Raw genomic sequence first — 21,614 nt, forward strand, 5'->3', positions numbered from 1 at the left:
CGTATCGGTCACGGACGAGACAATGTTTCACGCGAACCGAGAAGGTCACACTTTACCGCCTCGGAAACAGCCACCCCGACCATTTACGGGAGACGTATCATCGGTCGATGACGGCGGACGACAGCCTTCGCGATTCCGACTGGAACGCCCGCGAGAGGAACGAGACGGACACTCAGCGGCTGGACCGGAACTGGTCGAACCTGCTGCAGGAACTGCGCGTCGTCCAGACCGGCATCCAATTGCTCACCGGATTCCTGTTGACGCTTCCCTTCCAGGCTCGATTCCCGGAGCTGCGAACGTACGAACAGGTGATCTACCTGGTCACGTTGGGCGCTTCCGTGACGGCAACCATTCTGCTGGTCGCTCCTGTGGCATTGCACAGAATCCTTTTCCGTCGCCGAGCGCTCCGACAACTCGTCGACTACGCGAACCGCTTCGCCATCATCGGGTTCGTCCTCCTCGGCATCGCCATGTCCGGCGTCCCGATCATCATTTTCGGCCTGGTCGTCGGTCCGGTGGCAGGGGTGGTCGCGGGCGCCGTGTCCGCCTGCCTCTTCGCGACGGTCTGCGTCGCACTCCCCTTACGTGTGCGGCGCACACTCGGTCCCCAGCAGTGATGTGCGCCATCGAGGTGATAAATCGCCCGCTCTGGGTACACAGGGTCTGTGATCACCTCGATATCGGCCGGAGCGCCCGCTACCGCCACGAGTGATCCATCGTCCGACCTGGTGATGAACGCCATTCCGGCCGTCGCCGCTCGACTGACAGCGGTGCGCACCTCTGTTCTCGGATGGCTGCGCACACGCGGTCTGGACGAGGACACCTGCCAGGACATCACGCTCGCCACCTATGAGGCGCTGGCCAACGGCGTCGAGCACGCCTACGACCATGCGCCGAGCGGCGGCCCGGGCACCATCGACCTGCGAGCGGAGTTCGGCCCCGAGGGCAGCGTCGTGATCCGCGTGACAGATCAGGGCATCTGGACCATCAGCGCCGACGACCCGCGCCGAGGACGAGGACTGCCGTTGATTCACGCCCTGGCACACGAGGCATCCGTCGAGACGACGGATCAGGGAACGACAGTCGTCATGCGATGGATGAGCGACCGCGCCGTCTCGCGCTGACGGTCACACGACGAGTGCGGCGTGACGGGGCTGCGACTCGACTGTTCGGATAGGTCCGCTGATAGGTGAACCCGATCGTCGCGCAGCCAACAACGCCGCGCCGGTGGCCGCGATGGATTGCGGTTCCTGCGGCATGACGAGGGACGAACCCCATTCACGGGCGAACACGCCGCGGAGTAACGGGAGGTTCGCCGGACCGCCGGCGAGTACGACCGCGTCGACCTGCCGCGGCCCCCGACGTACGACATCGCTGACCCAGTCCGCCGCGTCGGAGACGTAGTCGAGCATCAAGCGATCGACGGTGGTGCGCCAGACGTTCACGGTCCCACCGACGAACGGGCCGCTGACACGCACGACGCGATGCAGGGCGATCATCTCCATCGCCCACTCCACACCGTCGGTCAAGGACTGGGAGTCGCTGGGCGACAACGGGTCCGACGTTCCGTATGCGGAGAGCAGATGTTCACGCACGCTGTCCGCGAACGCGCTGCCACGGAACCTGTCGGTCCAGGCTGCGTCCTGTACGAAGCCGGTGGCGACATCGACGACGGACACCGATGTTCCGCTCTTGCCCATGTCGACGATGGCCACGGTGGACCCGGCCTCGACCAGACCCCGCATGCGCAGGTACATCAACTGCGCTCCGAGTTCGGACGCCAGACGGACGCATCCGCCGGAATGTATCGACAGCGCGATGGTTCCGATGCGGGAGCAGGGCTCGTCCGGGACCACCAGGACTGCGCTGTCGCGGTCGGCTCCGTGCCGGGTGCAGACGGAATCGACGACCTCGACCGCCACTTCCAACCGGTCACGTCCGCGGACCACCGGCACGGATTCGGTGCCGAGAAGCGCGCGGCCCATCGGGTCCATGACTGCTGCCCGGATTGCCGACGCACCGAGAGAAATTCCGACCACTGCTCGCATGACCCGCCCCGTTCGTACCTGCTCGTACTCGCAGCCTATGTTGCCGAACAGGGAAAAGGTCGGTTCTCCAGCGTTCCGCACGATCTTTGGTTGGTTTCACTACGAGCCGACGGTTTCACTCCGCGTCGGACGAGCCTCCGTCGGGCGCCGGACCGTCGGAGGGGTCGGGCGTGGTGGGCTCCGGCGCCGGATCCGTGTCGGTGACGACCGGCCCGCCTCCGGAATCGGTACCCGTGCCACCTGTGCCGGTGCCGTCCGTTCCGGTACCCGAACCGGTGCCGCCGGTGCCCGATCCGGAACCCGTACCGCCGGTCCCTGTCCCAGTGCCCGTGCCTGTACCGCCCGAGCCTCCTGACCCTGTGCTACCGGATCCTCCGGAGGCGGTCGGCTCCTCGTCCGTACCGGTCGCCCTCGGCGTCGAGGACCCGGCGGACGGCGATGCCGGCCTCGGCCGCGGCGCAGCGGGCGATGCGGAGCCGGCAGCCGGAGCCTGCGCTGCGCCGGTACCGAGAGGGCCCGGATCGATGACCAGGCCGTCGCTCGACGTGGTGGCCGGCACGCCCGGCTGCGTCGAACCCGGCGCAGAGGGCGCGGGCCGAGCCGGAGACGAGGCGGGCGCCGCGGGATTCGGCTCGATGGTCGTGTCGCTCTCGGCGACCGAGTCGGCCCCGGTCCGCGTCACACCGGCGATCTCGGCGTCGCGCGCACCGGTGACGGCCCACACGGCGAACGATCCCGCGATGACGGCCGCGGCGATACCGGCTCCGACCACTGCGTAACCACGTCGAGTGTCCGCCGGAACGGGCTCGGGCAGCGCGAGAACGACAGGTATGGGTCCGGTCTGCGCATCCGACACGACCGCATCCGACGACACCGCCACGGCGACGGCAGGTGAATACGACAGGTCGGTGTCGACGGCGTCGACCAGGGTGACGTCGCTGATGTGCTGATCGGCCAGCGCGCGAGCGATCGGTTCGCGCAGCGCCGGCGACTCGAGGAGTACGGCAGTTCCCCAGACGGGCAGGTCGGCACGAGCGGCGCGGAGCCGCATCAGCCCGACCGCCGTGGCCACGGCGGAGCCCACGGCCGCGGAGTCGCCCCCGAGATCGGTGACCCGCTCGTCGACCGGTCCCAGATGCGGGAGTTCGACGTCGACGAGTGCCGCGGTCACGTCATCGGCAGTCGCCGAGATACCCAGCACGATGTGCACGTCTCTCCCCCTTCTGTTCGTTCGTTCGGTCGTGCGCTGACGGTCAGTTGACGCGGGTTCCGGTCGAGGTCGGCGCCGGGACCGTGGTCGTCGGTCGGACCGTGGTGGTGACCGGCGCGGAGGGCGCGGTCGTCACTGCCGACGTGGTGGGCCGGTTGTTCGGTCGACGCGTCGTCGTCACGGGCGACTCCTGCTCTGTGGGAGCCGCCTCCTGAGGTTGCGTCGGGGCGGCCACGGGCCGGCGACTCTGCGGCGTGGGCTCGGTGACGGCGGTGGTCGACGGCGCATCGGTCACATCCGTGACGGATGTCGTGGTCGTGGTCGAGGTGCGCGTCGACGGCTCCACCGATGTCGTGGCAGGCGGCGCCTGCGGCGATTCGGTATCAGGCGTCGTGGTCTCGGCGGTCGTCGGGGAGACGGAGGAGGTCACGACGACACGATCGGCCGACCGCACGTCGACGTCCTCGGACTGGCCCGACGCTGCCGCTGCGGCGCCGAGAGTCACGGCCGCCAGGAGCGCCGACGTACCCACGACCACGCCGACACGCGAGCGGCGCCGACGCCGTGCCGGCCGTGAGCGACGCACGGGAACGGACGACCGCGCGGGTGGCGGTGTCGGGAGAACCGCACGCGAGACCGGCGTGAGCACCGTGGTGACGGAGTCGTCGGCCGGAAACTGGTCGGGGACGGGGATCGGCGCGCTCATCGGAGAGGGTGGGATCACCGTGGAGAGGTGCGCCGCGCCGAGTGCTGCGAAGTGCTGCGGGTACCGGGCGACGACCATCGGGACGGCGACGTGCTCGGTCACCACGCGCTGGAGGAAGGGAATGTGCGCACCGCCGCCGACGAGCAGCACGGCGTCGACGCCCTGCGTGACCGCATCGCTCAGATGGCCCAGGAACTCCGCGAGCAACGGAGTGACGAGAAGTTCGAAGTCCGTGCGGCGCAACCGAACCGGATCGACGACGAACGGCCCCGACATGTCGATGGCGCGCTCGTCCGACAACATCTCCTTGGCGACGACGCTGTCCTGAGCCAGGTTCTGCACGGCGGCAGGGCTCATCTTCTCGGCAGCGCCGAAGGTGGCCGCGAGGTACTCGGCGACAGCGGCATCGATAGCGTCGCCGCTGAGTTCCGCGGTGCCTGCGCTGAAGAACAACTCGCCTGTGGAGGAGTCGAGGACATGGACGCGGGTGCCCACTCGACCCAGGTCCACGATGGCGACGGTGCGGGCGAATTCGAGGCAGCCGTCCATGCGAGCCGCGGCGAGGAAGGCATCGCACTCGCCGATCAGGCGGACGCCGCCCGGTCCGTACACGTCCTCGGGGTCACCGCCCACTGCCATGACGGGCGCGTCGCGGGCCCATCCCAGTTCGGCGGACATGTCCGCGGCAGCGGTCGACGCATCGGTCAGCGGATGCAGGGCGTCGGTGAACGACGTCCGCGCCTCGACCAGACGGCCCCCGCCGTCCACGACCACTCCACGTACACACCCGGTGCTCATGGAGACACCGAACGTTTCCGTGTCGGAGCGCATCATGGATCACCACCATCGGCTGTCGGGGGAACGTACCGACCGATAGTAGAGCCTCAAACCGGGCATAGCAATGTAGCGGACCGTAAAAACAAACCGGAGGTCTACTGGAGAAAGTTCAAATAAGCCTTCGACGGGGTCGGCCCGCGCTGTCCCTGATACTTCGAACCGAGCGATGAACTGCCGTACGGATTGATCGCCGGACTGGAGAGACGGAACAAGCAGAGCTGCCCGATCTTCATGCCCGGCCACAATGTGATGGGCAGATTGGCGACGTTCGACAGCTCCAGCGTGATGTGGCCGCTGAAGCCCGGATCGATGAAGCCCGCCGTCGAGTGTGTGAGAAGTCCCAGACGGCCCAGACTCGACTTGCCTTCGAGCCGGCCCGCGAGGTCGTTCGGCAGCGTCGTCAGCTCCAGCGTCGACCCCAGCACGAACTCGCCCGGGTGGAGAACGAACGGCTCGCCCTCCGCGGGTTCGACCAGCGTCGTCAGCTCGTCCTGGCGAAGTTTGGGGTCGATGTGGGTGTAGCGGGAGTTGTCGAACACCCGGAAGAGGCCGTCCAGTCGAACGTCGACACTCGACGGCTGCACCATCGCCTCGTCGTACGGCTCGATACCCAGCGTCCCGGCGTCGACCTCGGCCTTGATGTCACGATCGGAGAGCAGCACGTCCAGAAGGCTATAGACCGGCAGCGCCTGCCTCCATGTTCGCCCTGCTAATCTGGTCGCTGCGCACCTCACGGGTGCCGCGCCGATGTAGTTCAATGGCAGAACATCAGCTTCCCAAGCTGAATACGCGGGTTCGATTCCCGTCATCGGCTCCACCTCGCCCAGTCGGGCGATAGTGGAATCGAGACCCCGGAATCCGGGGTCCGTCTTCCACTATCCGCATCCACTGTGTCCGGCGACACGCGTCGTTCCTGGTCAGGATGGGTACACGTCCGCCCATCACTGTCTACCTCCCCGAAACGAGTACCTCCATGACCGAACGCGTCGTCTCCGCACGCCTCGATGTCGACATCACGGCCGCCAGCACCCTGGAGTTCCAGATCGCGGTCGCCCCGCACCCGGGTGCACAGGTGGCGGAGACGCTGTCGTTCATGCTCGACGGCACTGCTGTCGACGCGCGGGAGGTCAGCGGCAACCACGGGAACCGCATCCACGTTCTCGAGGTCGGCGAGGGCAACCTGCAGGTGTACTACGACGCGACGATCACCGGAAACGCCGAGCCGGCGCCGGTCACCGATCTCGATCGCTCCGTCTACCTTCGCCCCAGCCGCTACGCCGAGGCCGACAAGTTCTTCGGGTTCGCCGCCACCGAGTTCGGCAGCGAGTCGGACGACGCGGTCCTCCTCTCCAAGGTGTCCGACTGGGTCGGCCGACGCCTGCAGTACGTCCCGGGCAGCAGCGACCCCATCGACGGCGCGGCGGACACGCTGTTGGCCGGCGCGGGTGTGTGCCGCGACTACGCCCACCTCGTCGTCGCGATGCTCCGCGCTCTGAACGTGCCCGCGCGTCTCGTCGCGGTGTACGCACCGGGATGCGACCCGATGGACTTCCATGCCGTCGCCGAAGCTCTGGTGGGCGATACCTGGCAGGTCGTCGATGCCACGTGCCTCGCGCCGCGCTCGACCCTGGTCCGTATCGCGACCGGCCGCGACGCTGCGGACACCGCGTTCCTGGACAACCACAAGGGCTCGATCACCCTGAACAGCTCGACCGTCACGGCCGTCGTCTCCGGCGACCTTCCCCGTGACGACATCCACGAGCTGGTGGCCCTGTCCTGACCGGCTGAACGGGCGTTCCGTCGGTCGCGTCGCCGAGCCGCGTTACTGTGACTCGACGAAGCAGGAAGCGAGACGCCCATGAGCATCGAACCGGATGCAGCGCTCAGCAGTGAGTATCGGGAGACGGACGACGGTGACTACGACACCGTCATCACTCCCGGCAAGGACCCGTTCTACCGAGCTCCGGCTGGGTTCGAGCAGACGCGTCCCGGAACGGTGCTGCGCTCCCGCGAGGTATCGATCGCGCTCTTCGGCATCGTCCGTCAGCAGGTCACGGCGTGGCAGCTGCTCTATCGCACCGACAGCATCGATCACGAACCTCGCGTCGCCGTGACCACGGTCCTGCTGCCGGTGGGCGCGGATCCCGGTGCTCCGCAGGCCCTGCTGTCGTACCAGTGCGCCATCGATGCCGTCTCCGACCGCTGCTTCCCGTCGTACGCGTTGCGCAAGGGCGCACACGCCAGTGGCGCGGTTCCGCAGTTCGAACTGATGATCATCCTGTACGCGTTGCGCCGGGGTTGGGCGCTGTCCCTTCCCGACCACGAGGGCACGGACGGGCGATGGGGAGCACCCGTCGAGCCCGGCTACTGCACCCTCGACGGTATCCGCGCCGCGCTGTCCTTCGACTCGCTCGGACTGGACGCCTCCACTCCCGTCGCCCTGTGGGGATATTCGGGCGGTGGACTGGCGACGTCGTGGGCAGTCGAGGCTGCGGGCGAGTATGCCCCGGAGATCGATGTGGTCTGCGCCGCGCTGGGGTCACCGGTCGGCGACCCGGCGTCGGCGTTCTCGCGACTGAACGGAACCCTCTTCGCGGCTCTGCCGACGATGGTGGTCGAAGGCCTCCGGCGCACGTACCCGGCACTCGATTCGGTCATCCGCGAGCACGTCGCGTCCCCCGGCCTCCACATCCTGGACACCCTCGAACGCAAGACCACGATGCACGCCGTGATGACCCTGCTCATGCACGATCTCGAGCGATACACCGACATTCCCCTCGCCGATGTCATGGCCACACCCGCACTGGTGCAGATCTTCCAGGACATCCAGCCCGGCAAATCGGCACCGACGTTTCCTCTGCTGGTGTTCCAAGCCGTGCACGATCCGATCATCGCCGTCGACGACGTGGACGGACAGGTCGAGCGGTACCGCGCCGCCGGGGCCCACGTCACGTACGTCCGCGACCGTCTCAGCGAGCACCTGTCGCTGCACCCGATCGCCGCTCCCGCGACGCTCGACTGGATCGCCGACCGCTTCGCCGGAAAGCCGTTGCCCGACTCGACCACCGAGACCGTGTGGTCGACCGCGCTGACCCTCGGGGGTCTGCGCGGACTGCTCGGCCTCACGGTCTCGACAGGTCGTGCGTTCCTCGGTAGGAAGGTCGGCTGAGCCTCAGCTCTGCTGCTGGACAGTGTCTTTCGCGTCCTTGGCCTGGTTGCCGACATCCTGCGCCGCGGACGTGCCCTCGTCCTTGACGGTGCCGACGGCGTCGGTGGCGGTCTCCTTGACGGACATCGCCGCGTCCTTTGCCGGCTCCTTCAAGTTGGCCGCCGTGCTCTGCGCGACATCCCTGGCCTCGTCGACCAGCGGGGAAGCCTTGTCCTTCAGCGTTTCCGCTGCCTGCTGTTCCTTCGAACTCGCCGGGAGCAGCGACGCGGCGATGAGTCCCGCCCCGAACGCCACCAGACCGGCCGCCAACGGGTTACCTCGTGCCGCGCCCGTGACACCGCTCGGAGCACCCTTGACCTTGTCCCCCGCCGACGACAGCGACGACTGCGCGCTCGACGTCGTGTCGTGGGCAGACCCCATCACACGGTCCCGGACACCGGACACGGCTCCGGTGACACTGCTGACCTTGCGCTTGGCCATGGTGGCCGGATTCGCCTCGTAGGCGAGGGTATCGACGTCGTTGCTCAGTGTCCGCCGCGTACGTTCGATATCCGCGCGGATCGCATCGGGTTCGGTCATGGTCGCCTCTCCTCATGATGTGCGCTCGTGTCTCGAGCGACGGTGTCCGGGTGGGGTGTGAGCGCCCCGGGGATGTCCTTCACGGTGTCGGTGGTGCGGGGCATCCCGGGTGCCGACTTCAGCGACGAGCGCCCGACCACGGCGAGAACGGCCGCGATGACGGCCCAGATCACGGTCACCACCAGTGCCGACCATCCGCGCCCGATGGCGTTGCCGAGGCTCCACCACAGAGCGACCGACAGGAACAGCAGCACGAAATACCCGGCAACTGCTGCGCCGGCGAGCATTCCGGCCCCTTTACCGGCGCGGGTGGCGGTCTGACGGGCCTCCGCCTTGGCCAGCGCGAGCTCCTGGCGCATCAGCACCGAGAGATCCGCACTGACGTTGGAGAGCAGTTCACCGATCGACGGGTTTCCGTCCGACCGGGTGTTCGGTGCGGTCACGGCAGCCGCCCGGTGGGATCGGTGCCGAAGTCGGGGGGACCCATCGCCTCACCGAAGCCCGACGGCTGCACACCCCCGGCGGGCGGGATGCCGCCGGTGGGTGGAATGCCGCCACCGGGGGTGACGCCCGCACCCGGATCGGCGTATCCGACCGTCGTCGTGGTGGCGAGAGGTTCGACGCCGCCGTCGGCGTGTACCGGCGTCGCTGCGTCGGATCCCGAATCGTCCTGCTGCGCAGCGAACAAGCCGCGTCCCAGACGGCCGGCCAACAGACCGGCACCCGCCGCGATCGCCAGGAAGGCACCCGGCCGTCGGCGTGCGAAGCCCGTGACCTCGTCCAGGACGTGGCCCGGTTCACGGTCGTCCAACCACGATGCGATGGTGTGCGAGCGCTCGGCGGCCTGCCGTGCCAGATCGGTCGCCACGCCCGGGTTCTGCGAGCCGTCGGCCATCGAACCCAGTTCGTCGGCCAGGGACCGCAGGCCGGAGGCGACCCGCTTCTGTTGCGCGCCCGCCTGATCCGTCAGTTCGCGTCGCGTCTGGTGCGCGAGTTCCTTCGCGCGGTCGGTCGCCTCGCCGGCGACGGACGCAGCCTGATCCTGCGCGACGGATGCCACGTGCTTCGGCCGGGCGGGGGCCCGCGGACACCGGAGGCGGAGGTGCAGGAATATTTCCGGTGGAGTGAGTCATGGTATGTCTCAACAGGTTCGCGAGTCGTACTCGGACCCGGCTGAGATACCCCGCGAAGAACGGAGAAACCGTTCTCACCGAAGAAAACCGGAAGGAATGGTCAGGCTCCGAGTTTGTCCACCGTGTCGTCCAGGGCGGCCGCCGCGGTCGCCAAACGTTCCGGGGACCTGTCGTCGCCCAGTTGCTCCACGATCGCCGCTTTCGTGGTGATCAACACGGAGTCGGACTCGTCGTCGGTCACGACGGGCCGACCGTCACGCAGCACCAACGACGTTCCGTCGGGTGCCTCCAGCAGGTGCTCGAGCATGTCTGCAGTCACTGTCATCGTCGTTCTCCTCGTGTCTCGAAAGGTCAGGGCGTGGCTTCGTGCCCTCGTTGGCCGTGGGTGCGACGGTCCTCTTTCATCTCCGCCTCGAAGACGTGTCTGCGGCCGCCCATCAGATCGTCGCGGATCCGACGCTCGTGCTCGCGCACCGTGGACCAGTACCCGTCGTCGAAATCCTCGACGATCTGAAAGGTCCATCGGCCCTCGATCACGTTGCGTCCGACGACCTCTGCCTCGAGCGCGTCGGCTGCAGCAGTGTGGCCGGCCTCCCGCAGCTCGTCGGCAGCCTTACCCAGTTGCAGATCTGCGTGCCCCATCATCTGATGGAACGAATACAGCTGTCCGCGTGCACGTTCCACCCACTCCAGGGCCTCGGACACCGAACCCACAGCGGACACCGTGGCGTCGTCCGCGTCGGTGGGACGGCGGTGGTCGGCCAGCATCTTCTCGCGGTCTTCACTCATGTCGAGTGGTTACCCTCGCCGTATCCGTGCGAACCGCGACAGCGTCCGCACACCCCCCAGAAGAAGACGTCGATACCGTCGACCGCGAAGTCGTCCGGGTCGCCCGTCGAGCGGCGGACGTCGGTGGTCAGCGACGTGTCGAACACCTGCCGGCATTGCCGACACATCAGGTGATGGTGGTCGTCTCCGTCCACCCGTAGTTCGTACAGCGCGGGGGAGTTGGCCGGCTCGATCCGGCGGAGCAACCGCGCCGACACCAGGGCGTCCAGGTTCCCGTACACGGTCTGGCGGGACATCCCCTGCGGCGACAGTGTGCGCGCCACGAAACCGGCGTCGACGTGCGGGTGCTCGGCCACCACGCGAAGCACTCGCATGCGGGGCCGCGTCACCCGCAGGCCTCGATCGCGCAGCACCCGCTTCCAGTGCGTTTCCGACGGTGCGACCGTCGCGACTTCGTCTGTTTGCACGACGCCGGTGTGCCCTCGGACGGACGTGCGAAACCACTTCGTCCCGGTCAGTCCGTGGTCGGCGCCGCCGCCCTGATCTTGCGACGGTGACTGGTGTCGCAGAAGGGATAATTCTTGCTGCGGCGGCACGCGCACAGCGCCACCATGAACCGATCGGAACGCACGCTCGTGCCGTCGTCGAGTTCGACGACGACGGGACCCTCCACCATGACGGGGCCGCCGGGCACCATCCGGACGGCTCGGGCAGCCCGCGGGTCAGGGGCGTCGGGCACGGATGACCACCAGTTCCTCGGAACGACGGCCCGGCTGCAGCGCACCTGTCGACTCGAGCCACTCGGCACGTGCGTGCATCACCGGACCGAACGCGATGCGGCGACGCGCGACGACGTCCACGGTGGTTCCAGCGCGACGCAGGCGCTCGACCGTGCGCGCCTCCCCGGCGAACTCGGACTGCACGATCAGCATCGTGCCGCCCGGGACGAGAAGATCGAACGCGTTGTCGCACAGGGGATCCAGGACGATCCGGCCGTCGGAACCCGCATCCCACGCGCGATGCACTCCGCGTCCGGTGGGCGCTGCGGGCGACGGAACATAGGGAGGATTGGACACCACCAGATCGAAGGGCGCCTCGAGAAGCGCGTCCTCGAGAGTTCCCTGCCGAGCATCGACGGTCACGCCGATCCGATCGGCGTTGTCCAATGCGCACGCGACGGCACGGGAGTCGAGGTCGTAGGCGAGCACCTCGCGAGCCCCGAGACATGCCGCCTCCAGGGCGAGGACGCCGGTTCCGGTGCACAGGTCCAGGACTCGGGCATCGAGCGGCGATGCTGCGACAGGCATGACGTCGCACATCAGTCGGGAGTCGTCCTGCGGCGCATACACACCGGGGTGAGCGCGAATCATGTCGATCGTGTCGCGGTGAACCGTCGTCACACGAGTACCTTCCGTCGGCGCAGCGGTGCGCTGGCGACAATTGCCGCCATCAGTTACCTATGCATTCCCGCTCACCGGTTACTCAAACGCCGCGAAGAATGGTCACCACCGTCGCGCGATGATCTCCGCGATGCGCGGAATCTCGTCGTCCGGCAATGGTTCCGACCCGATCACGACCTGTCTGCTCAGCAGACCGTCCACCGACATCGCGAACAACTCCGCGGATGCGACGGTGGCCGGGTATCCCGCCTCGGCCATCTTGGACGCCACCAAGGCCACGAATGCCCCGAGTTGCGAGTCGAACGCTGCCTTCAGTTCGGGACGCACCAAGCCTTCGCCGAGGAGGTGGTGACGCGCCATGACCCGGCCGCGATGCGCGTCGCTGCACATCTCGCGGACGAACCCCACGAGGGCACCGACGACTGCTTCGTGCTCCCACGACTGCAGGGCGAAGTGCCGCGCGGCCACCTCGAGATCGCGGCGGAACACCTCGTCGAGGGCCAACGCGAGCAGGGTCGCGCGGTTCGGAGCGTGGTAGTTGACGGCCCCGGCACCGAGGCCGGTGGCCTCGTCGACAGCGCGATGGGTGAACCCCCGCGGCCCGCGTTCGGCCAGCACACGAACGGCAGCTTCGGCGATGAGCAGCCGCCTACTGGGCTTGTTCGCTGGATCCACGTCGAGCATATTACGGCCCTGACGTGCGGAAAGATAATCAATCGGACATCCGTGCCCGCCGTCGCATCGATGTCCGGTCCGGGGAGAAGCTCTTGACACCGGAGCCACCGACCCGTTTTCTATACAGATGTTGAGGAATCGAACCATGGGTCGCCGCGGCTTCTTCGCTGCTGCCGCTGTCGCCGCCGGGGCTGTCACGATCGCCGTCGCACCACGAAGCTCCGCCGCTCCCGTCGCTCTCGGAGCGCCTGCCGACACGCACCGCTATCCGGGGTACCGGGGCGCCGACGTCGATCTGCCCTACGCGCGGTACATGCAGCCGCGCACCGCCCCCGCTCAGCAGCACGTGCTCGACGCCGTCGCTGCTCCCCCACTGCCCGCGGCAGCGGTGCCCCGCTTCGACGACATCACCCGCGACCTCGCCGCCACCGGAACCTCGGCCGTCGAGACCGGATACGGGCAGGGCGCCGACAGTGTGGTGTTCGTGGCGGCGCGGACGGAGATGCCGGGCGTCACCGCCGCGATGTGGGACTGGTGGTTCGGATGGCATTCCACCGAGGCCGCGCGCTACAAGTTGTGGCACCCCGACGCCCACCAGTACGCGTCATTGGCGACCGATCTGACGGGCACATCGCTGCCGGACAAGCAGAAGTACATCGGCAACACGACGTACGTCGACGAGTACGTGGGACCCAAGCTGCAGCAGCTGGGGATCAACTTCCGGGACCCCGTCGCTCACGGATTCACCGTGCCGGCCGACCAGACGATCATCTTCGGACGCGTCGGCAGCAGCATCGCACCGGTCGACCTGGGGTGGCTCGCCCATCAGGTCCGGCCGATCGACGGCGGCGCCGAGATGCGCAGCCGTTTCCACCTCAATCTGCGGGGGCTGCACGTTCCCGACCTGACGCAGGCAGCGAATGCCATAGCCCGAGGCGCCTCGGTGGACCCGACGGACCTGCAACTGGGCCTGGACCTCGGTCGGGACCTGATGCTGCACTGCGGGCAGGAGATGAACCACCTCGCGCAGTTCCTACCGGAGCTGTACGCGGAATTCTCGAGCTGAGATCAGCCCGTCGACCCCGAGTTCTTCGACTCGGAACCCTTCGACACGAGCTCGGCCGACAACCGGCTGATCGCGGTGTTGGAATCCTGGGACAGACGGGTCAGCAGGGAGAACGCGTGCTCGGCGTCCACACCGAACCGCTCCATGATCATTCCCTTGGCCTGACCGATGATGTCGCGCGACGCCAGGGCCGAGTGGAGCTGGTCCTCGACCCGGCTGGAGGTCAGGGCGATAGCCGCGTGGGTCGCCAACGCCTCCCCCACGGCGATCGCCTCGTCGCTGAAAGCGGACGGTTCATGAGCGAACAGGTTGAGGGCGCCGAACGTGTCCCTGTGGGTGAACAGCTGGAACGACAGCGAACTACGGACACCGGCCTCGACGGCTGCGGGCGCGTACTTCGGCCACCGCATCTCGAGAGTGAGATCGTCCGCTCGCACGACTTCCACCGACGTCGCCGCGTCCAGACACGGACCCTCGCCGAACTCGATCTGCAGCGCGTCGAGGCGGGGAGGGAGATCGGACGTCGGTCCATGCGAGGTGAACGTCGACTTGCGTCCGGCGATCTCCACGATGTCCGCCGCGTCGGCGCCCGGGACCAGGTCCAACGCCGCTCGCGTGATCTCTCTGAGCTTGGTGTCGAGGTCGCCGTGCGCCGTCAGGTCGCGGGCGAACAGCGCCAACGCCGACGTGATGTCTCGCTCGCTCATACGCTGCTCCATCCATGTCGGGAGGGCTGAACGGAACACCCCACTGTGCCGACCGGACATATGTGTCCGTCGGCACCTATGGATTGACCGCGCGGCCCCTCGGGTAAACAAGGACGACCCACCGAAAGGCACGTCGTTGCGCATTCTCGTCACCGGGTCCACCGGCTACATCGGTTCCCGGCTCATCCCTTTCCTCCTCGGCGACGGCCACGTCGTCCTCGCAGCCATGCGCGACGACAGCAAAGCGTCGTCGTTCGCCTGGAACGAGGACGTGACGCCGGTGCACTTCGACATCACCGACCACGACTCCATCGACAGCGCGGTGAGCGGCGCCGACGCGGTGGTCTACCTGGTGCATTCGATGGACGACGGCGACTTCGTCACCAAGGACCGCGAGGCAGCTCAGGCTGTCGCGGCGGCCGCGGAGAAGCACGGCGTCGGCCGCATCGTCTATCTCTCCGGGCACGTTCCCGACGACGACATCGAGCTGTCCGACCACATCCGCTCCCGCCTACAGGTCGAGGAGGTCTTCCTCAACTCGTCGGTGCCGGCCACCGTGCTGCGCGCGGCAATCATCCTGGGCGCGGGATCGACGTCGTTCGAGTTGGTCCGCAAGATGGTCGAGCGGCTGCCCGTCACCCCGGTTCCCAGTTGGATGGTGAACAAGGTGCAGCCCATCGCCACGACCGATGTCCTGCAGATCATTGCCGCCGCGCTGAAGGGCGACCCGATCGCCGGATCCTTCGACATCGGCGGAACCGAAGTGCTCACCTACCCCGAGCTGCTCTCGCGCTACGCGGACATCGCGGGCTTGGCGCGGCCGCAGTTCCGAGTACCGCTGGTCCCCACACCCGTCGTCGGGCGGGCGGTCGCCACCATCACCGGCATGCCCCCGGGCACCGTGATCTCTCTGGTCGACAGCCTTCACCACGACATGATCGTCCGACGAGGCAACGCGGCGACGGACACCTTCGCCGACGCGGTGGGCGAGTTGGTCGGGATCGACGAGTCGATCAGGCGCTCCCTCGAAACCAGCACCCACGACGGCACGGACGCGGAGGGAACGACCGATCCCCAGTCCGCTGCCGACACCGACCCCTCGTGGGCCGGCGGCGTGGTCAGCCTGCAGGACGGCGACGTCGTCCACTCCCCGACCGGGAAGATCTCGCGGGCAATGCTGCATCCCAAGTCCTGACGGGTGGTTCCGGCGTCGTCCTTCGGGTACCCGCCGAAGATGACGAATACCGAAGAGACAGTCGACCAGTACACCAAACGTGACCCGACGACTGCGTACGGAGTACCGGATCGCGAAGGGCAGGAACCGATCTCGCATCCGGGACTCACCGGCGACCTCCGGACCACACCCGACCACGGGGAGAGCACCTACCGGGGATCGGGCCGACTCACGGGCCGCAAAGCGCTGATCACCGGCGCCGACAGCGGCATCGGCCGGGCCGTCGCGCTGGCCTTCGCGCGCGAAGGCGCGGACGTCGTCCTGTCCTATCTCGACGCCGAGGAGGAGGACGCGACGCAGACGGCGCGCCTGGTCGAGGAGGCCGGCCGGCGGGCGGTGAAGGCTCCGGGCGACATCCGCAGCGAAGAGCACTGCAACGATCTGATCGACACGGCGTTCCGCGAACTCGGCGGTCTGGACATCCTGGTGAACAACGCCGCGTTCCAGATGGCGCAGAGCGGCGGCATCGCCGACATCAGCACCGAGCAGTTCGACCGAGTTCTCAAGACGAATCTGTACGCACTGTTCTGGTTGTCGAAAAAGGCCGTGTCGGTGATGGAGCCGGGCGCGACCATCGTCAACACCGCCTCGGTGCAAGGGGTGTCCCCGTCACCGGAGCTGCTCGACTACGCCACCACCAAGGCCGGCATCATCAACTTCTCGAAAGGACTGGCGTCCGAGGTGGCGCCTCGCGGCATCCGCATCAATGTCGTTGCGCCGGGGCCGATCTGGACCCCACTGATTCCCGCGACGATGCCGTCCGACAGTGTCGACGGCTTCGGTGACCAGGTACCGCTGGGCCGCGCCGGTCAACCCGCCGAACTCGCACCCGCCTACGTGTTCCTCGCGTCGGGCGAATCCAGCTACATCACAGGTCAGGTCATCGGTGTCACCGGTGGCGCACCCATTCTCTGAGAGGCAACACTCATGAAAGCAGTGACATGGCACGGCAAGCGTGACGTTCGAGTCGATACCGTCCCGGATCCGGTGATCCAGGAGCCCACCGACGCCATCATCGAAGTGACATCGACCAACATCTGCGGATCCGATCTGCACCTCTACGAGGTGCTCGGCCCGTTCATGAATGCGGGCGACATCCTGGGCCACGAGCCCATGGGCATCGTGCGTGAGGTGGGAAGCGCGGTGTCGAACCTGTCGGTCGGCGACCGTGTGGTCATCCCGTTCCAGATCTCCTGTGGCTCGTGCTACATGTGCGACAAGCTGCTCTACACGCAGTGCGAGACGACGCAGGTCCGCGAATCCGGCATGGGCGCAGCGTTGTTCGGCTACTCCGAGCTGTACGGATCCGTGCCCGGCGGACAGGCCGAGTTCCTCCGGGTCCCGCACGCCGACTTCACTCACATCGCGGTGCCGGAGGGTCCCGACGACTCCCGGTTCGTCTACCTGTCCGATGTCCTGCCGACGGCATGGCAGGCCGTGCAGTACGCCGATGTACCCGAGGGCGGCACACTCACGGTTCTCGGACTCGGCCCCATCGGCGACATGGCCGCACGCATCGGCATCCATCTGGGCTATCGAGTCATCGGCGTCGACAGGGTGCCGGAGCGCCTCGAACGTGCGCGCGCCCGCGGTGTCGAGACCGTCGATCTCCGCGCCCACGGTGGACAGGTCGGGGATGCCATCCGTGACCTGACCGACGGCCGCGGAACGGATTCCGTCGTCGATGCTGTCGGCATGGAGGCGCACGGTTCCCCGGTGGCCAAGGCGGCGCAGCAGCTCGCCGGTCTACTTCCCGATGCACTGGCGAAGCCGATGATGGAGAAAGCGGGAGTAGACCGACTCGACGCGGTGTACTCCGCTGTCGACATCGTGCGCCGCGGCGGAACGATCTCACTGTCGGGTGTCTACGGCGGCGCGGCGGACCCCATGCCGATGATGACGATGTTCGACAAGCAGATCCGCCTCCACATGGGTCAGGCGAACGTGAAGCGGTGGGTCGACGACATCATGCCGTTACTGACCGATGCGGATCCGCTCGGCGTCGACGACTTCGCGACGCACACACTGCCGTTGGCCGACGCACCGCACGCCTACGACATCTTTCAGAAGAAGCAGGACGGCGCGGTGAAGATCATTCTCCGACCGTGATCGGGACCAGTCGGTCGAGCTCGAGGACACCGAGGGTTCGCCGTACGCGCATCGACGGCGCGATGACGCTGTCGATGGCGTGCGGCGACTCCGCCAGCGCGTTCTCGATGGCCGTCACGCCGGCCGAGCTGAAGAACTCGACGCCGCCGAGATCGAGGACTAGGGCGGAGACCGCCAGCCGATGTCGTAGCGCGGTTTCGAACTCGAAAGCCGTGACCAGGTCGACGTCGCCGTGAACGGTGAGCGTCGGCGAGCCGGTGACGGGGGCATCGATGGTGAAGGAGATCGGGAGTTGATCGGTGGACGGGGTGTGTGACGTCATCGATGTACCTTTTCGGCGCTTCCCGGCCACGACCGGGTGTGTTGAGCGAAGGGCCCGACTCTGGACCACCGTGTCGATGATGTTGCCGGACCCGGGTGACGGTCCCACAGACGGCAAGATCACGAATAGATCACGGTAAATAACAGAAGGGTCACGGCGGTACCGGCACCCCGATCGAGCTGCCGGTACCGCTCCCGTGTCAGCTCCGGGTGGCTCGCAACGCATCGGCGGCCGACACGGGCTCGCGGCCGAGGAGCCTCGCCAGATCACCGGACTCGGTGTCCAGATCCCCGCGTGCGATGCCCGCGTCGGCGCTGGCGAGCATCTGCGCGACCGGGGTGGGCAGACCTGCACCTTCGAGCGCACCGACGTGCTCGTCGGTGGACAGATCCTTGTAGGTGACGCCGGAGCCGATGACCGCGGCGATCGCGTCGGCCACGCCGTCGTAGGTCAGACGCTCGCCACCCAGCTCGTAGACCTTGCCGGCCTGATCGTCGGAGAGTAGGACGGCCACCGCAGCGGTGGCGTAGTCGGCACGTGCCGCACCTGCGAGGACACCCTGGCCACCGCTGCCGATGATGGCTCCGGTCGCCGAAGCCTGGTCGACCGACGCGGCGTAGTTCTCCCAGTACCACCCGTTACGAAGCAGGACGGACGGCACCGACGACGACGCCAGGCGCTCCTCGGTGGCGATATGTTCGGGAGCGAGACTGACCGTGCTGGTATCGGCCTTGAGCAGGCTGGTGTACGCGACGAGTGAGACACCTGCGGCCTCGGCAGCCTCGATCACGTTGGTGTGCTGCGCAACTCGCTTGCCGACCTCCGAACCCGACACGAGCAGCAGCTTGTCGACGCCGTCGAACGCGGCGCGCAAACTCGCCGGATCGCCGTAGTCGGCGACGCGAATGGTCACGCCGCGAGCGGCCAGATCGGCAGCCTTGGCCTCGTTGCGGACGACGGCGACGATGTCGCTCGCCGCGACACCGTGGTCGAGAAGTGCGTGGACGGCTGCCGAACCGAACTGGCCCGTAGCTCCGGTCACCGCATATGTGGTCATGACATGTCTCCTGGGTCGAAAAGGCGAACGCGGCTCGGTCCGAACCGCTCGTCGACCACTATGCACTTACTTTTCGTACAGTGCAACATCATCAGTAACCAGTGACTGTTCGGCTGGTACTCTGAACGAGTGCCCGACATCGATCCCACACTCGAAGCAGACGTGTTCTCGCGCAACTGCTCGTCTCGCGACACGATGCAGGACATCACCGGTCGATGGGGCGTGCTGGCGCTCGCTGCGCTGGCGGAGGGCCCCTACCGCTTCGGGGCGCTGCGACGCCGCGTGGACGGAGTGAGCGAGCGGATGCTGTCCCAGACGCTGCAACGTCTCGAGCGCGACGGTCTGGTCACCAGGACGGTGCTGGAGCAGATCCCGCCCAAGGTGGAGTACACCCTGACGGATCTGGGGCGTGCGGCCGCCGACCACCTGGTGGGTCTGATCGACCTCGTCCAGTCGAACATCGCGACCGTGACGGCTGCGCGCGCCGAGTACGACGCGCGCAGCACGGCCACGATCTAGCTGGTGCCGCGACCGGTCTCGGACTGCAGCCGGTCGATCATCTCGGACGCCTGCGCCTTGTTCAGGTCGGACGGAACGTCCTCCTTGGCCTCACGGGCGAGCGTCTCCAGGTAGCTCAGCTGGGGACCGGTGGGCGGCTCGTCGCCGGTCACCCAGTCGGACGGATCCTTCTCGGCACTCTGGTCGACAGCGCCGGTGTTCTCTGGTGTGTTGTCATCGCTCATACGTTCGACTGTACCCATCGCGCCGTCCTCGCAAACCGTCTCGACGTGCGCCACAAACGGCAACGGTGCGGTCCATTGGCTCGCCGAGCCGTATTCGTGCCGCTTTACTTCGTACAAACCCGCGCAACACACTCGTTTCCCAGCAAATCTTCAGCCCGGGGTGCTACAAACGGCGTTGTGATCGTCTTCGTGGCAATAGCAGTGCTCTGGTTCGGAGCCGCACTGGCCATTGCTGTGCTCCTCGGACGCGCGGCATCTCGTGCCGATCGCGAGGAGCTGGGCTCGCAGAACGACTGGGACATCGCCGAGATCGACCAGGAATTCCACGGTTCACGCTGACCGTTCTGCCGATAACGGTCCGATATCTACAGCACGACCGAAGAAGCATTCTCCGCGGTCGGTTCCAACGACATGTACGCCGTTTCCAATCGGTGCACCGCAGCGATGAGACGATCACCGTTCTCGGCATAGGGCAATCGGACATAGCGCTCGAAAGCCCCCTCCACTCCGAAACGAGGACCCGCCGCCACCGCCACCCCGTGCGACGGTGCGACGGCCGCCAGCGCCGTGGACGTCGCCGTCGGCATCTGCAACCACAGCGACAGGCCGCCCGGCGCGCGGTCGTAGGTCCAGTCGGGAAGACGGTCCGCCAACGCGGCCGTCAGGGCATCACGGTTGCGCCGCAGTTCGGCGCGGCGAGGGACGACCACTTCGTCGTGCCTTTCGATGAGGGCCGCGCACGCCAGCTGGTCCATGATCGGCGTGCCGATGTCGACGGCTGCCCGCGACGTCGCCAAGCGCGAGATCAGCGACGGTGCCGCCCGGATCCATCCGACCCGCAGTCCACCCCAGTACGACTTCGAGGCCGACCCGACGGTCACGACCGTCGACGGATGCCCGACCGACGCCACCGGCGGCGGGGGCGCCTCGTCGAGCCACAGATCGGCCATGGACTCGTCGACCACGAGGGTCGTGCCGGTACGACGCGCATTCGACGCCAGTTCGGCTCGACCGTCCGCGTCGAGCAGTGCGCCCGTCGGATTGTGGAAGTCGGGGAGAACGTAGGCCATCCGGGCCCCGGTCTGCGACGCCGCGTCGCGTATCGCGTCCAGATCCCACCGTCGCGCGGAGTCACCGGACGGGCGCAGCGGCACCGGTACCGCGCGGGCTGCCGTACGTCGGATGGCCTCCAGCGCATTGGGATACGTCGGATGATCGACCACGACCCGATCGCCGGGCGAGACCAACACCTCGAGCAGGAGTCGCCACGCCTGCTGCGCGCCGGAGGTCACCATGATCTGATCCGGCGACGTCGGGAGACCACGCTCGTCGTAGCGTCGAGCGATCGCGCGACGCAGGGCGACGATCCCGACGGGCTCGATACCGTGGCCGGTGTAGTACGCCGGAAGCGCTTCCAGCGCAGCGGTATACGCGCGCGTGACCTCCTCGGAGGGTGCGGTCACCGCAGCATGGGTCATGTCGATCACCGATGCCGGCCCGGGCTGCCCGGCGCTCACGGCGCGACCGGAACTCGGACGGCGGGTCGCCGGTGGAAGTGCGACCGTGCTGCGTGAGCCCTGCCTGCTGAGCAGGTAGCCCTCGTCCCGCAGTGCCGCATAGGTATTGGTGACGGTCGTCCGGGACAGGGTCAGCGCACCGGCCAGGTCGCGTTCGCTGGGCAGCGCCACCCCGAGCGGGATACGGCCGTCGTGCACCAGGAGGCGGATCCCGTCGGCCAGCGCCCGGTACACGGGCCGATGCTTGCCGGACGGACGCCAGTGACCGAGGTCGCGCACCAGCGTCGCCGCACCGATCACTCGACTCACCATG

28 protein-coding genes and 1 tRNA gene are annotated in these 21,614 nt (G+C 67.5%); 11 read left to right on the forward strand and 18 right to left on the reverse strand.

What is annotated here, in order from left to right; all coding sequences use genetic code 11:
* The first annotated feature begins 107 nt into the window (after positions 1–107).
* Positions 108–617, forward strand: coding sequence for a DUF6328 family protein (locus ASG64_RS07310; RefSeq protein WP_056071591.1), 510 nt, complete (start codon positions 108–110; stop codon positions 615–617).
* Between the two features lie 48 nt (positions 618–665).
* Positions 666–1,124 (forward strand): ATP-binding protein, encoded by a 459-nt coding sequence (locus ASG64_RS07315; protein ID WP_056071594.1) that lies wholly within the window; start codon positions 666–668, stop codon positions 1,122–1,124.
* A gap of 3 nt (positions 1,125–1,127) precedes the next feature.
* Here the strand turns inward: ASG64_RS07315 and ASG64_RS07320 are convergent, their stop codons facing one another.
* The 4 genes from ASG64_RS07320 to dcd form a co-directional block, all read right to left on the reverse strand.
* Positions 1,128–2,048, reverse strand: a complete 921-nt coding sequence (locus ASG64_RS07320) for an Hsp70 family protein (protein WP_156388285.1) — start codon at positions 2,046–2,048, stop codon at positions 1,128–1,130.
* 115 nt (positions 2,049–2,163) lie between these two features.
* Positions 2,164–3,258, reverse strand: coding sequence for a hypothetical protein (locus ASG64_RS21540; RefSeq protein ID WP_056071599.1), 1,095 nt, complete (start codon positions 3,256–3,258; stop codon positions 2,164–2,166).
* 43 nt (positions 3,259–3,301) lie between these two features.
* Entirely contained in the window at positions 3,302–4,798 is a 1,497-nt protein-coding gene (locus tag ASG64_RS07330; protein ID WP_056071601.1) for an Hsp70 family protein, read from the reverse strand.
* A 98-nt stretch (positions 4,799–4,896) separates the two neighbouring features.
* Positions 4,897–5,463 (reverse strand): dCTP deaminase, encoded by a 567-nt coding sequence (dcd, locus tag ASG64_RS07335; RefSeq protein WP_042573083.1) that lies wholly within the window; start codon positions 5,461–5,463, stop codon positions 4,897–4,899.
* Between the two features lie 81 nt (positions 5,464–5,544).
* Here dcd and ASG64_RS07340 point away from each other — a divergent pair.
* The 3 genes from ASG64_RS07340 (at position 5,545) to ASG64_RS07350 (ending at position 7,970) form a co-directional block, all read left to right on the forward strand.
* Positions 5,545–5,618, forward strand: a tRNA-Gly gene (locus ASG64_RS07340).
* A gap of 156 nt (positions 5,619–5,774) precedes the next feature.
* Positions 5,775–6,581, forward strand: coding sequence for a transglutaminase-like domain-containing protein (locus ASG64_RS07345; RefSeq protein WP_056071603.1), 807 nt, complete (start codon positions 5,775–5,777; stop codon positions 6,579–6,581).
* A gap of 78 nt (positions 6,582–6,659) precedes the next feature.
* Complete coding sequence (locus ASG64_RS07350) at positions 6,660–7,970, forward strand: lipase family protein (RefSeq protein WP_056071606.1); 1,311 nt, start codon at positions 6,660–6,662, stop codon at positions 7,968–7,970.
* A 3-nt stretch (positions 7,971–7,973) separates the two neighbouring features.
* On the opposite strand, the gene ASG64_RS07355 is transcribed toward ASG64_RS07350, so the two are convergent.
* The 9 genes from ASG64_RS07355 to ASG64_RS07395 form a co-directional block, all read right to left on the reverse strand.
* Positions 7,974–8,549 (reverse strand): DUF3618 domain-containing protein, encoded by a 576-nt coding sequence (locus tag ASG64_RS07355; protein ID WP_056071609.1) that lies wholly within the window; start codon positions 8,547–8,549, stop codon positions 7,974–7,976.
* Positions 8,546–8,992, reverse strand: a complete 447-nt coding sequence (locus ASG64_RS07360; protein ID WP_056071610.1) for a phage holin family protein — start codon at positions 8,990–8,992, stop codon at positions 8,546–8,548. The genes ASG64_RS07355 and ASG64_RS07360 overlap by 4 nt, the downstream gene beginning before the upstream one ends.
* On the reverse strand, positions 8,989–9,609 hold the full coding sequence (locus tag ASG64_RS07365) for a hypothetical protein (RefSeq protein ID WP_056071614.1): 621 nt from the start codon (positions 9,607–9,609) through the stop codon (positions 8,989–8,991). The genes ASG64_RS07360 and ASG64_RS07365 overlap by 4 nt, the downstream gene beginning before the upstream one ends.
* 173 nt (positions 9,610–9,782) lie before the next feature.
* Positions 9,783–10,007, reverse strand: a complete 225-nt coding sequence (locus tag ASG64_RS07370) for a hypothetical protein (protein WP_056071617.1) — start codon at positions 10,005–10,007, stop codon at positions 9,783–9,785.
* A gap of 26 nt (positions 10,008–10,033) precedes the next feature.
* Positions 10,034–10,471, reverse strand: a complete 438-nt coding sequence (locus ASG64_RS07375) for a hypothetical protein (RefSeq protein ID WP_042574139.1) — start codon at positions 10,469–10,471, stop codon at positions 10,034–10,036.
* Complete coding sequence (locus ASG64_RS07380; RefSeq protein ID WP_042574140.1) at positions 10,468–10,938, reverse strand: Fur family transcriptional regulator; 471 nt, start codon at positions 10,936–10,938, stop codon at positions 10,468–10,470. Before ASG64_RS07380 ends, ASG64_RS07375 begins: the two co-directional genes overlap by 4 nt.
* A 47-nt stretch (positions 10,939–10,985) precedes the next feature.
* Positions 10,986–11,168: a CDGSH iron-sulfur domain-containing protein gene (locus tag ASG64_RS07385; protein WP_042574141.1), complete on the reverse strand. Its 183-nt coding sequence runs from the start codon at positions 11,166–11,168 to the stop codon at positions 10,986–10,988.
* Positions 11,169–11,193: 25 nt separating this feature from the next.
* On the reverse strand, positions 11,194–11,871 hold the full coding sequence (locus ASG64_RS07390; RefSeq protein WP_056071621.1) for a methyltransferase: 678 nt from the start codon (positions 11,869–11,871) through the stop codon (positions 11,194–11,196).
* 102 nt (positions 11,872–11,973) lie between these two features.
* Positions 11,974–12,546 carry a TetR/AcrR family transcriptional regulator gene (locus ASG64_RS07395; RefSeq protein ID WP_162245376.1) on the reverse strand — a complete coding sequence of 191 codons (573 nt, stop codon included), beginning with the start codon at positions 12,544–12,546 and terminating at the stop codon, positions 11,974–11,976.
* Positions 12,547–12,673: 127 nt separating this feature from the next.
* Here ASG64_RS07395 and ASG64_RS07400 point away from each other — a divergent pair, with 127 nt between their 5' ends.
* Positions 12,674–13,612: a DAPG hydrolase family protein gene (locus ASG64_RS07400; protein ID WP_235579517.1), complete on the forward strand. Its 939-nt coding sequence runs from the start codon at positions 12,674–12,676 to the stop codon at positions 13,610–13,612.
* Positions 13,613–13,614: 2 nt separating this feature from the next.
* Here the strand turns inward: ASG64_RS07400 and ASG64_RS07405 are convergent, their stop codons facing one another.
* Entirely contained in the window at positions 13,615–14,319 is a 705-nt protein-coding gene (locus tag ASG64_RS07405; protein ID WP_056072892.1) for a GAF and ANTAR domain-containing protein, read from the reverse strand.
* A gap of 136 nt (positions 14,320–14,455) precedes the next feature.
* On the opposite strand from ASG64_RS07405, the gene ASG64_RS07410 reads away from it, so the two are divergent.
* The 3 genes from ASG64_RS07410 to ASG64_RS07420 are packed head-to-tail and all read left to right on the forward strand — an operon-like array spanning position 14,456 to position 17,662.
* Positions 14,456–15,514 (forward strand): NAD(P)H-binding protein, encoded by a 1,059-nt coding sequence (locus tag ASG64_RS07410; RefSeq protein WP_056071623.1) that lies wholly within the window; start codon positions 14,456–14,458, stop codon positions 15,512–15,514.
* A gap of 39 nt (positions 15,515–15,553) precedes the next feature.
* Positions 15,554–16,468 (forward strand): glucose 1-dehydrogenase, encoded by a 915-nt coding sequence (locus tag ASG64_RS07415; protein WP_042574261.1) that lies wholly within the window; start codon positions 15,554–15,556, stop codon positions 16,466–16,468.
* 12 nt (positions 16,469–16,480) lie between these two features.
* A complete protein-coding gene (locus tag ASG64_RS07420; RefSeq protein ID WP_056071625.1) occupies positions 16,481–17,662 on the forward strand; it encodes a zinc-dependent alcohol dehydrogenase in 1,182 nt (393 codons plus the stop codon).
* On the opposite strand, the gene ASG64_RS07425 is transcribed toward ASG64_RS07420, so the two are convergent.
* Both ASG64_RS07425 and ASG64_RS07430 read right to left on the reverse strand, forming a co-directional pair.
* Positions 17,646–17,984, reverse strand: coding sequence for an STAS domain-containing protein (locus ASG64_RS07425; protein WP_056071629.1), 339 nt, complete (start codon positions 17,982–17,984; stop codon positions 17,646–17,648). The genes ASG64_RS07420 and ASG64_RS07425 overlap by 17 nt on opposite strands.
* Positions 17,985–18,183: 199 nt before the next feature.
* Complete coding sequence (locus ASG64_RS07430) at positions 18,184–19,041, reverse strand: SDR family oxidoreductase (RefSeq protein ID WP_056071632.1); 858 nt, start codon at positions 19,039–19,041, stop codon at positions 18,184–18,186.
* 129 nt (positions 19,042–19,170) lie between these two features.
* On the opposite strand from ASG64_RS07430, the gene ASG64_RS07435 reads away from it, so the two are divergent.
* Positions 19,171–19,560 carry a winged helix-turn-helix transcriptional regulator gene (locus tag ASG64_RS07435; protein ID WP_042574146.1) on the forward strand — a complete coding sequence of 130 codons (390 nt, stop codon included), beginning with the start codon at positions 19,171–19,173 and terminating at the stop codon, positions 19,558–19,560.
* Here the strand turns inward: ASG64_RS07435 and ASG64_RS07440 are convergent.
* A complete protein-coding gene (locus ASG64_RS07440; RefSeq protein WP_042574262.1) occupies positions 19,557–19,784 on the reverse strand; it encodes a DUF3072 domain-containing protein in 228 nt (75 codons plus the stop codon). The genes ASG64_RS07435 and ASG64_RS07440 overlap by 4 nt on opposite strands.
* Before the next feature lie 189 nt (positions 19,785–19,973).
* Here ASG64_RS07440 and ASG64_RS21545 point away from each other — a divergent pair, with 189 nt between their 5' ends.
* Complete coding sequence (locus ASG64_RS21545) at positions 19,974–20,123, forward strand: hypothetical protein (RefSeq protein WP_156388287.1); 150 nt, start codon at positions 19,974–19,976, stop codon at positions 20,121–20,123.
* Between the two features lie 26 nt (positions 20,124–20,149).
* Here the strand turns inward: ASG64_RS21545 and yczR are convergent, their stop codons facing one another.
* The gene (gene yczR / locus ASG64_RS07445; protein ID WP_056071634.1) at positions 20,150–21,613 is read right to left on the reverse strand and encodes a MocR-like transcription factor YczR; all 1,464 of its coding nucleotides are present in this window, start codon (positions 21,611–21,613) and stop codon (positions 20,150–20,152) included.
* Between the last annotated feature and the right edge of the window lies 1 nt (position 21,614).

The sequence above is a fragment of the Rhodococcus sp. Leaf247 genome, assembly GCF_001426185.1.
In the GTDB taxonomy this organism is placed as follows: domain Bacteria; phylum Actinomycetota; class Actinomycetes; order Mycobacteriales; family Mycobacteriaceae; genus Rhodococcoides.

Coding starts and splice junctions, on each gene's coding strand:
- ASG64_RS07350 (WP_056071606.1), top strand. CDS start 6,660: ATGAGCATCGAACCGGATGCAGCGCTCAGCAGTGAGTATCGGGAGACG.
- ASG64_RS07345 (WP_056071603.1), top strand. CDS start 5,775: ATGACCGAACGCGTCGTCTCCGCACGCCTCGATGTCGACATCACGGCC.
- ASG64_RS07310 (WP_056071591.1), top strand. CDS start 108: ATGACGGCGGACGACAGCCTTCGCGATTCCGACTGGAACGCCCGCGAG.
- ASG64_RS07440 (WP_042574262.1), bottom strand. CDS start 19,784: ATGAGCGATGACAACACACCAGAGAACACCGGCGCTGTCGACCAGAGT.
- ASG64_RS07375 (WP_042574139.1), bottom strand. CDS start 10,471: ATGAGTGAAGACCGCGAGAAGATGCTGGCCGACCACCGCCGTCCCACC.
- ASG64_RS07330 (WP_056071601.1), bottom strand. CDS start 4,798: ATGATGCGCTCCGACACGGAAACGTTCGGTGTCTCCATGAGCACCGGG.
- ASG64_RS07420 (WP_056071625.1), top strand. CDS start 16,481: ATGAAAGCAGTGACATGGCACGGCAAGCGTGACGTTCGAGTCGATACC.
- ASG64_RS07320 (WP_156388285.1), bottom strand. CDS start 2,048: ATGCGAGCAGTGGTCGGAATTTCTCTCGGTGCGTCGGCAATCCGGGCA.
- ASG64_RS07355 (WP_056071609.1), bottom strand. CDS start 8,549: ATGACCGAACCCGATGCGATCCGCGCGGATATCGAACGTACGCGGCGG.
- ASG64_RS07400 (WP_235579517.1), top strand. CDS start 12,674: ATGTTGAGGAATCGAACCATGGGTCGCCGCGGCTTCTTCGCTGCTGCC.
- ASG64_RS07415 (WP_042574261.1), top strand. CDS start 15,554: ATGACGAATACCGAAGAGACAGTCGACCAGTACACCAAACGTGACCCG.
- yczR (WP_056071634.1), bottom strand. CDS start 21,613: ATGGTGAGTCGAGTGATCGGTGCGGCGACGCTGGTGCGCGACCTCGGT.
- ASG64_RS07405 (WP_056072892.1), bottom strand. CDS start 14,319: ATGAGCGAGCGAGACATCACGTCGGCGTTGGCGCTGTTCGCCCGCGAC.
- ASG64_RS07425 (WP_056071629.1), bottom strand. CDS start 17,984: ATGACGTCACACACCCCGTCCACCGATCAACTCCCGATCTCCTTCACC.
- ASG64_RS07430 (WP_056071632.1), bottom strand. CDS start 19,041: ATGACCACATATGCGGTGACCGGAGCTACGGGCCAGTTCGGTTCGGCA.
- ASG64_RS07370 (WP_056071617.1), bottom strand. CDS start 10,007: ATGACAGTGACTGCAGACATGCTCGAGCACCTGCTGGAGGCACCCGAC.
- ASG64_RS07385 (WP_042574141.1), bottom strand. CDS start 11,168: ATGGTGCCCGGCGGCCCCGTCATGGTGGAGGGTCCCGTCGTCGTCGAA.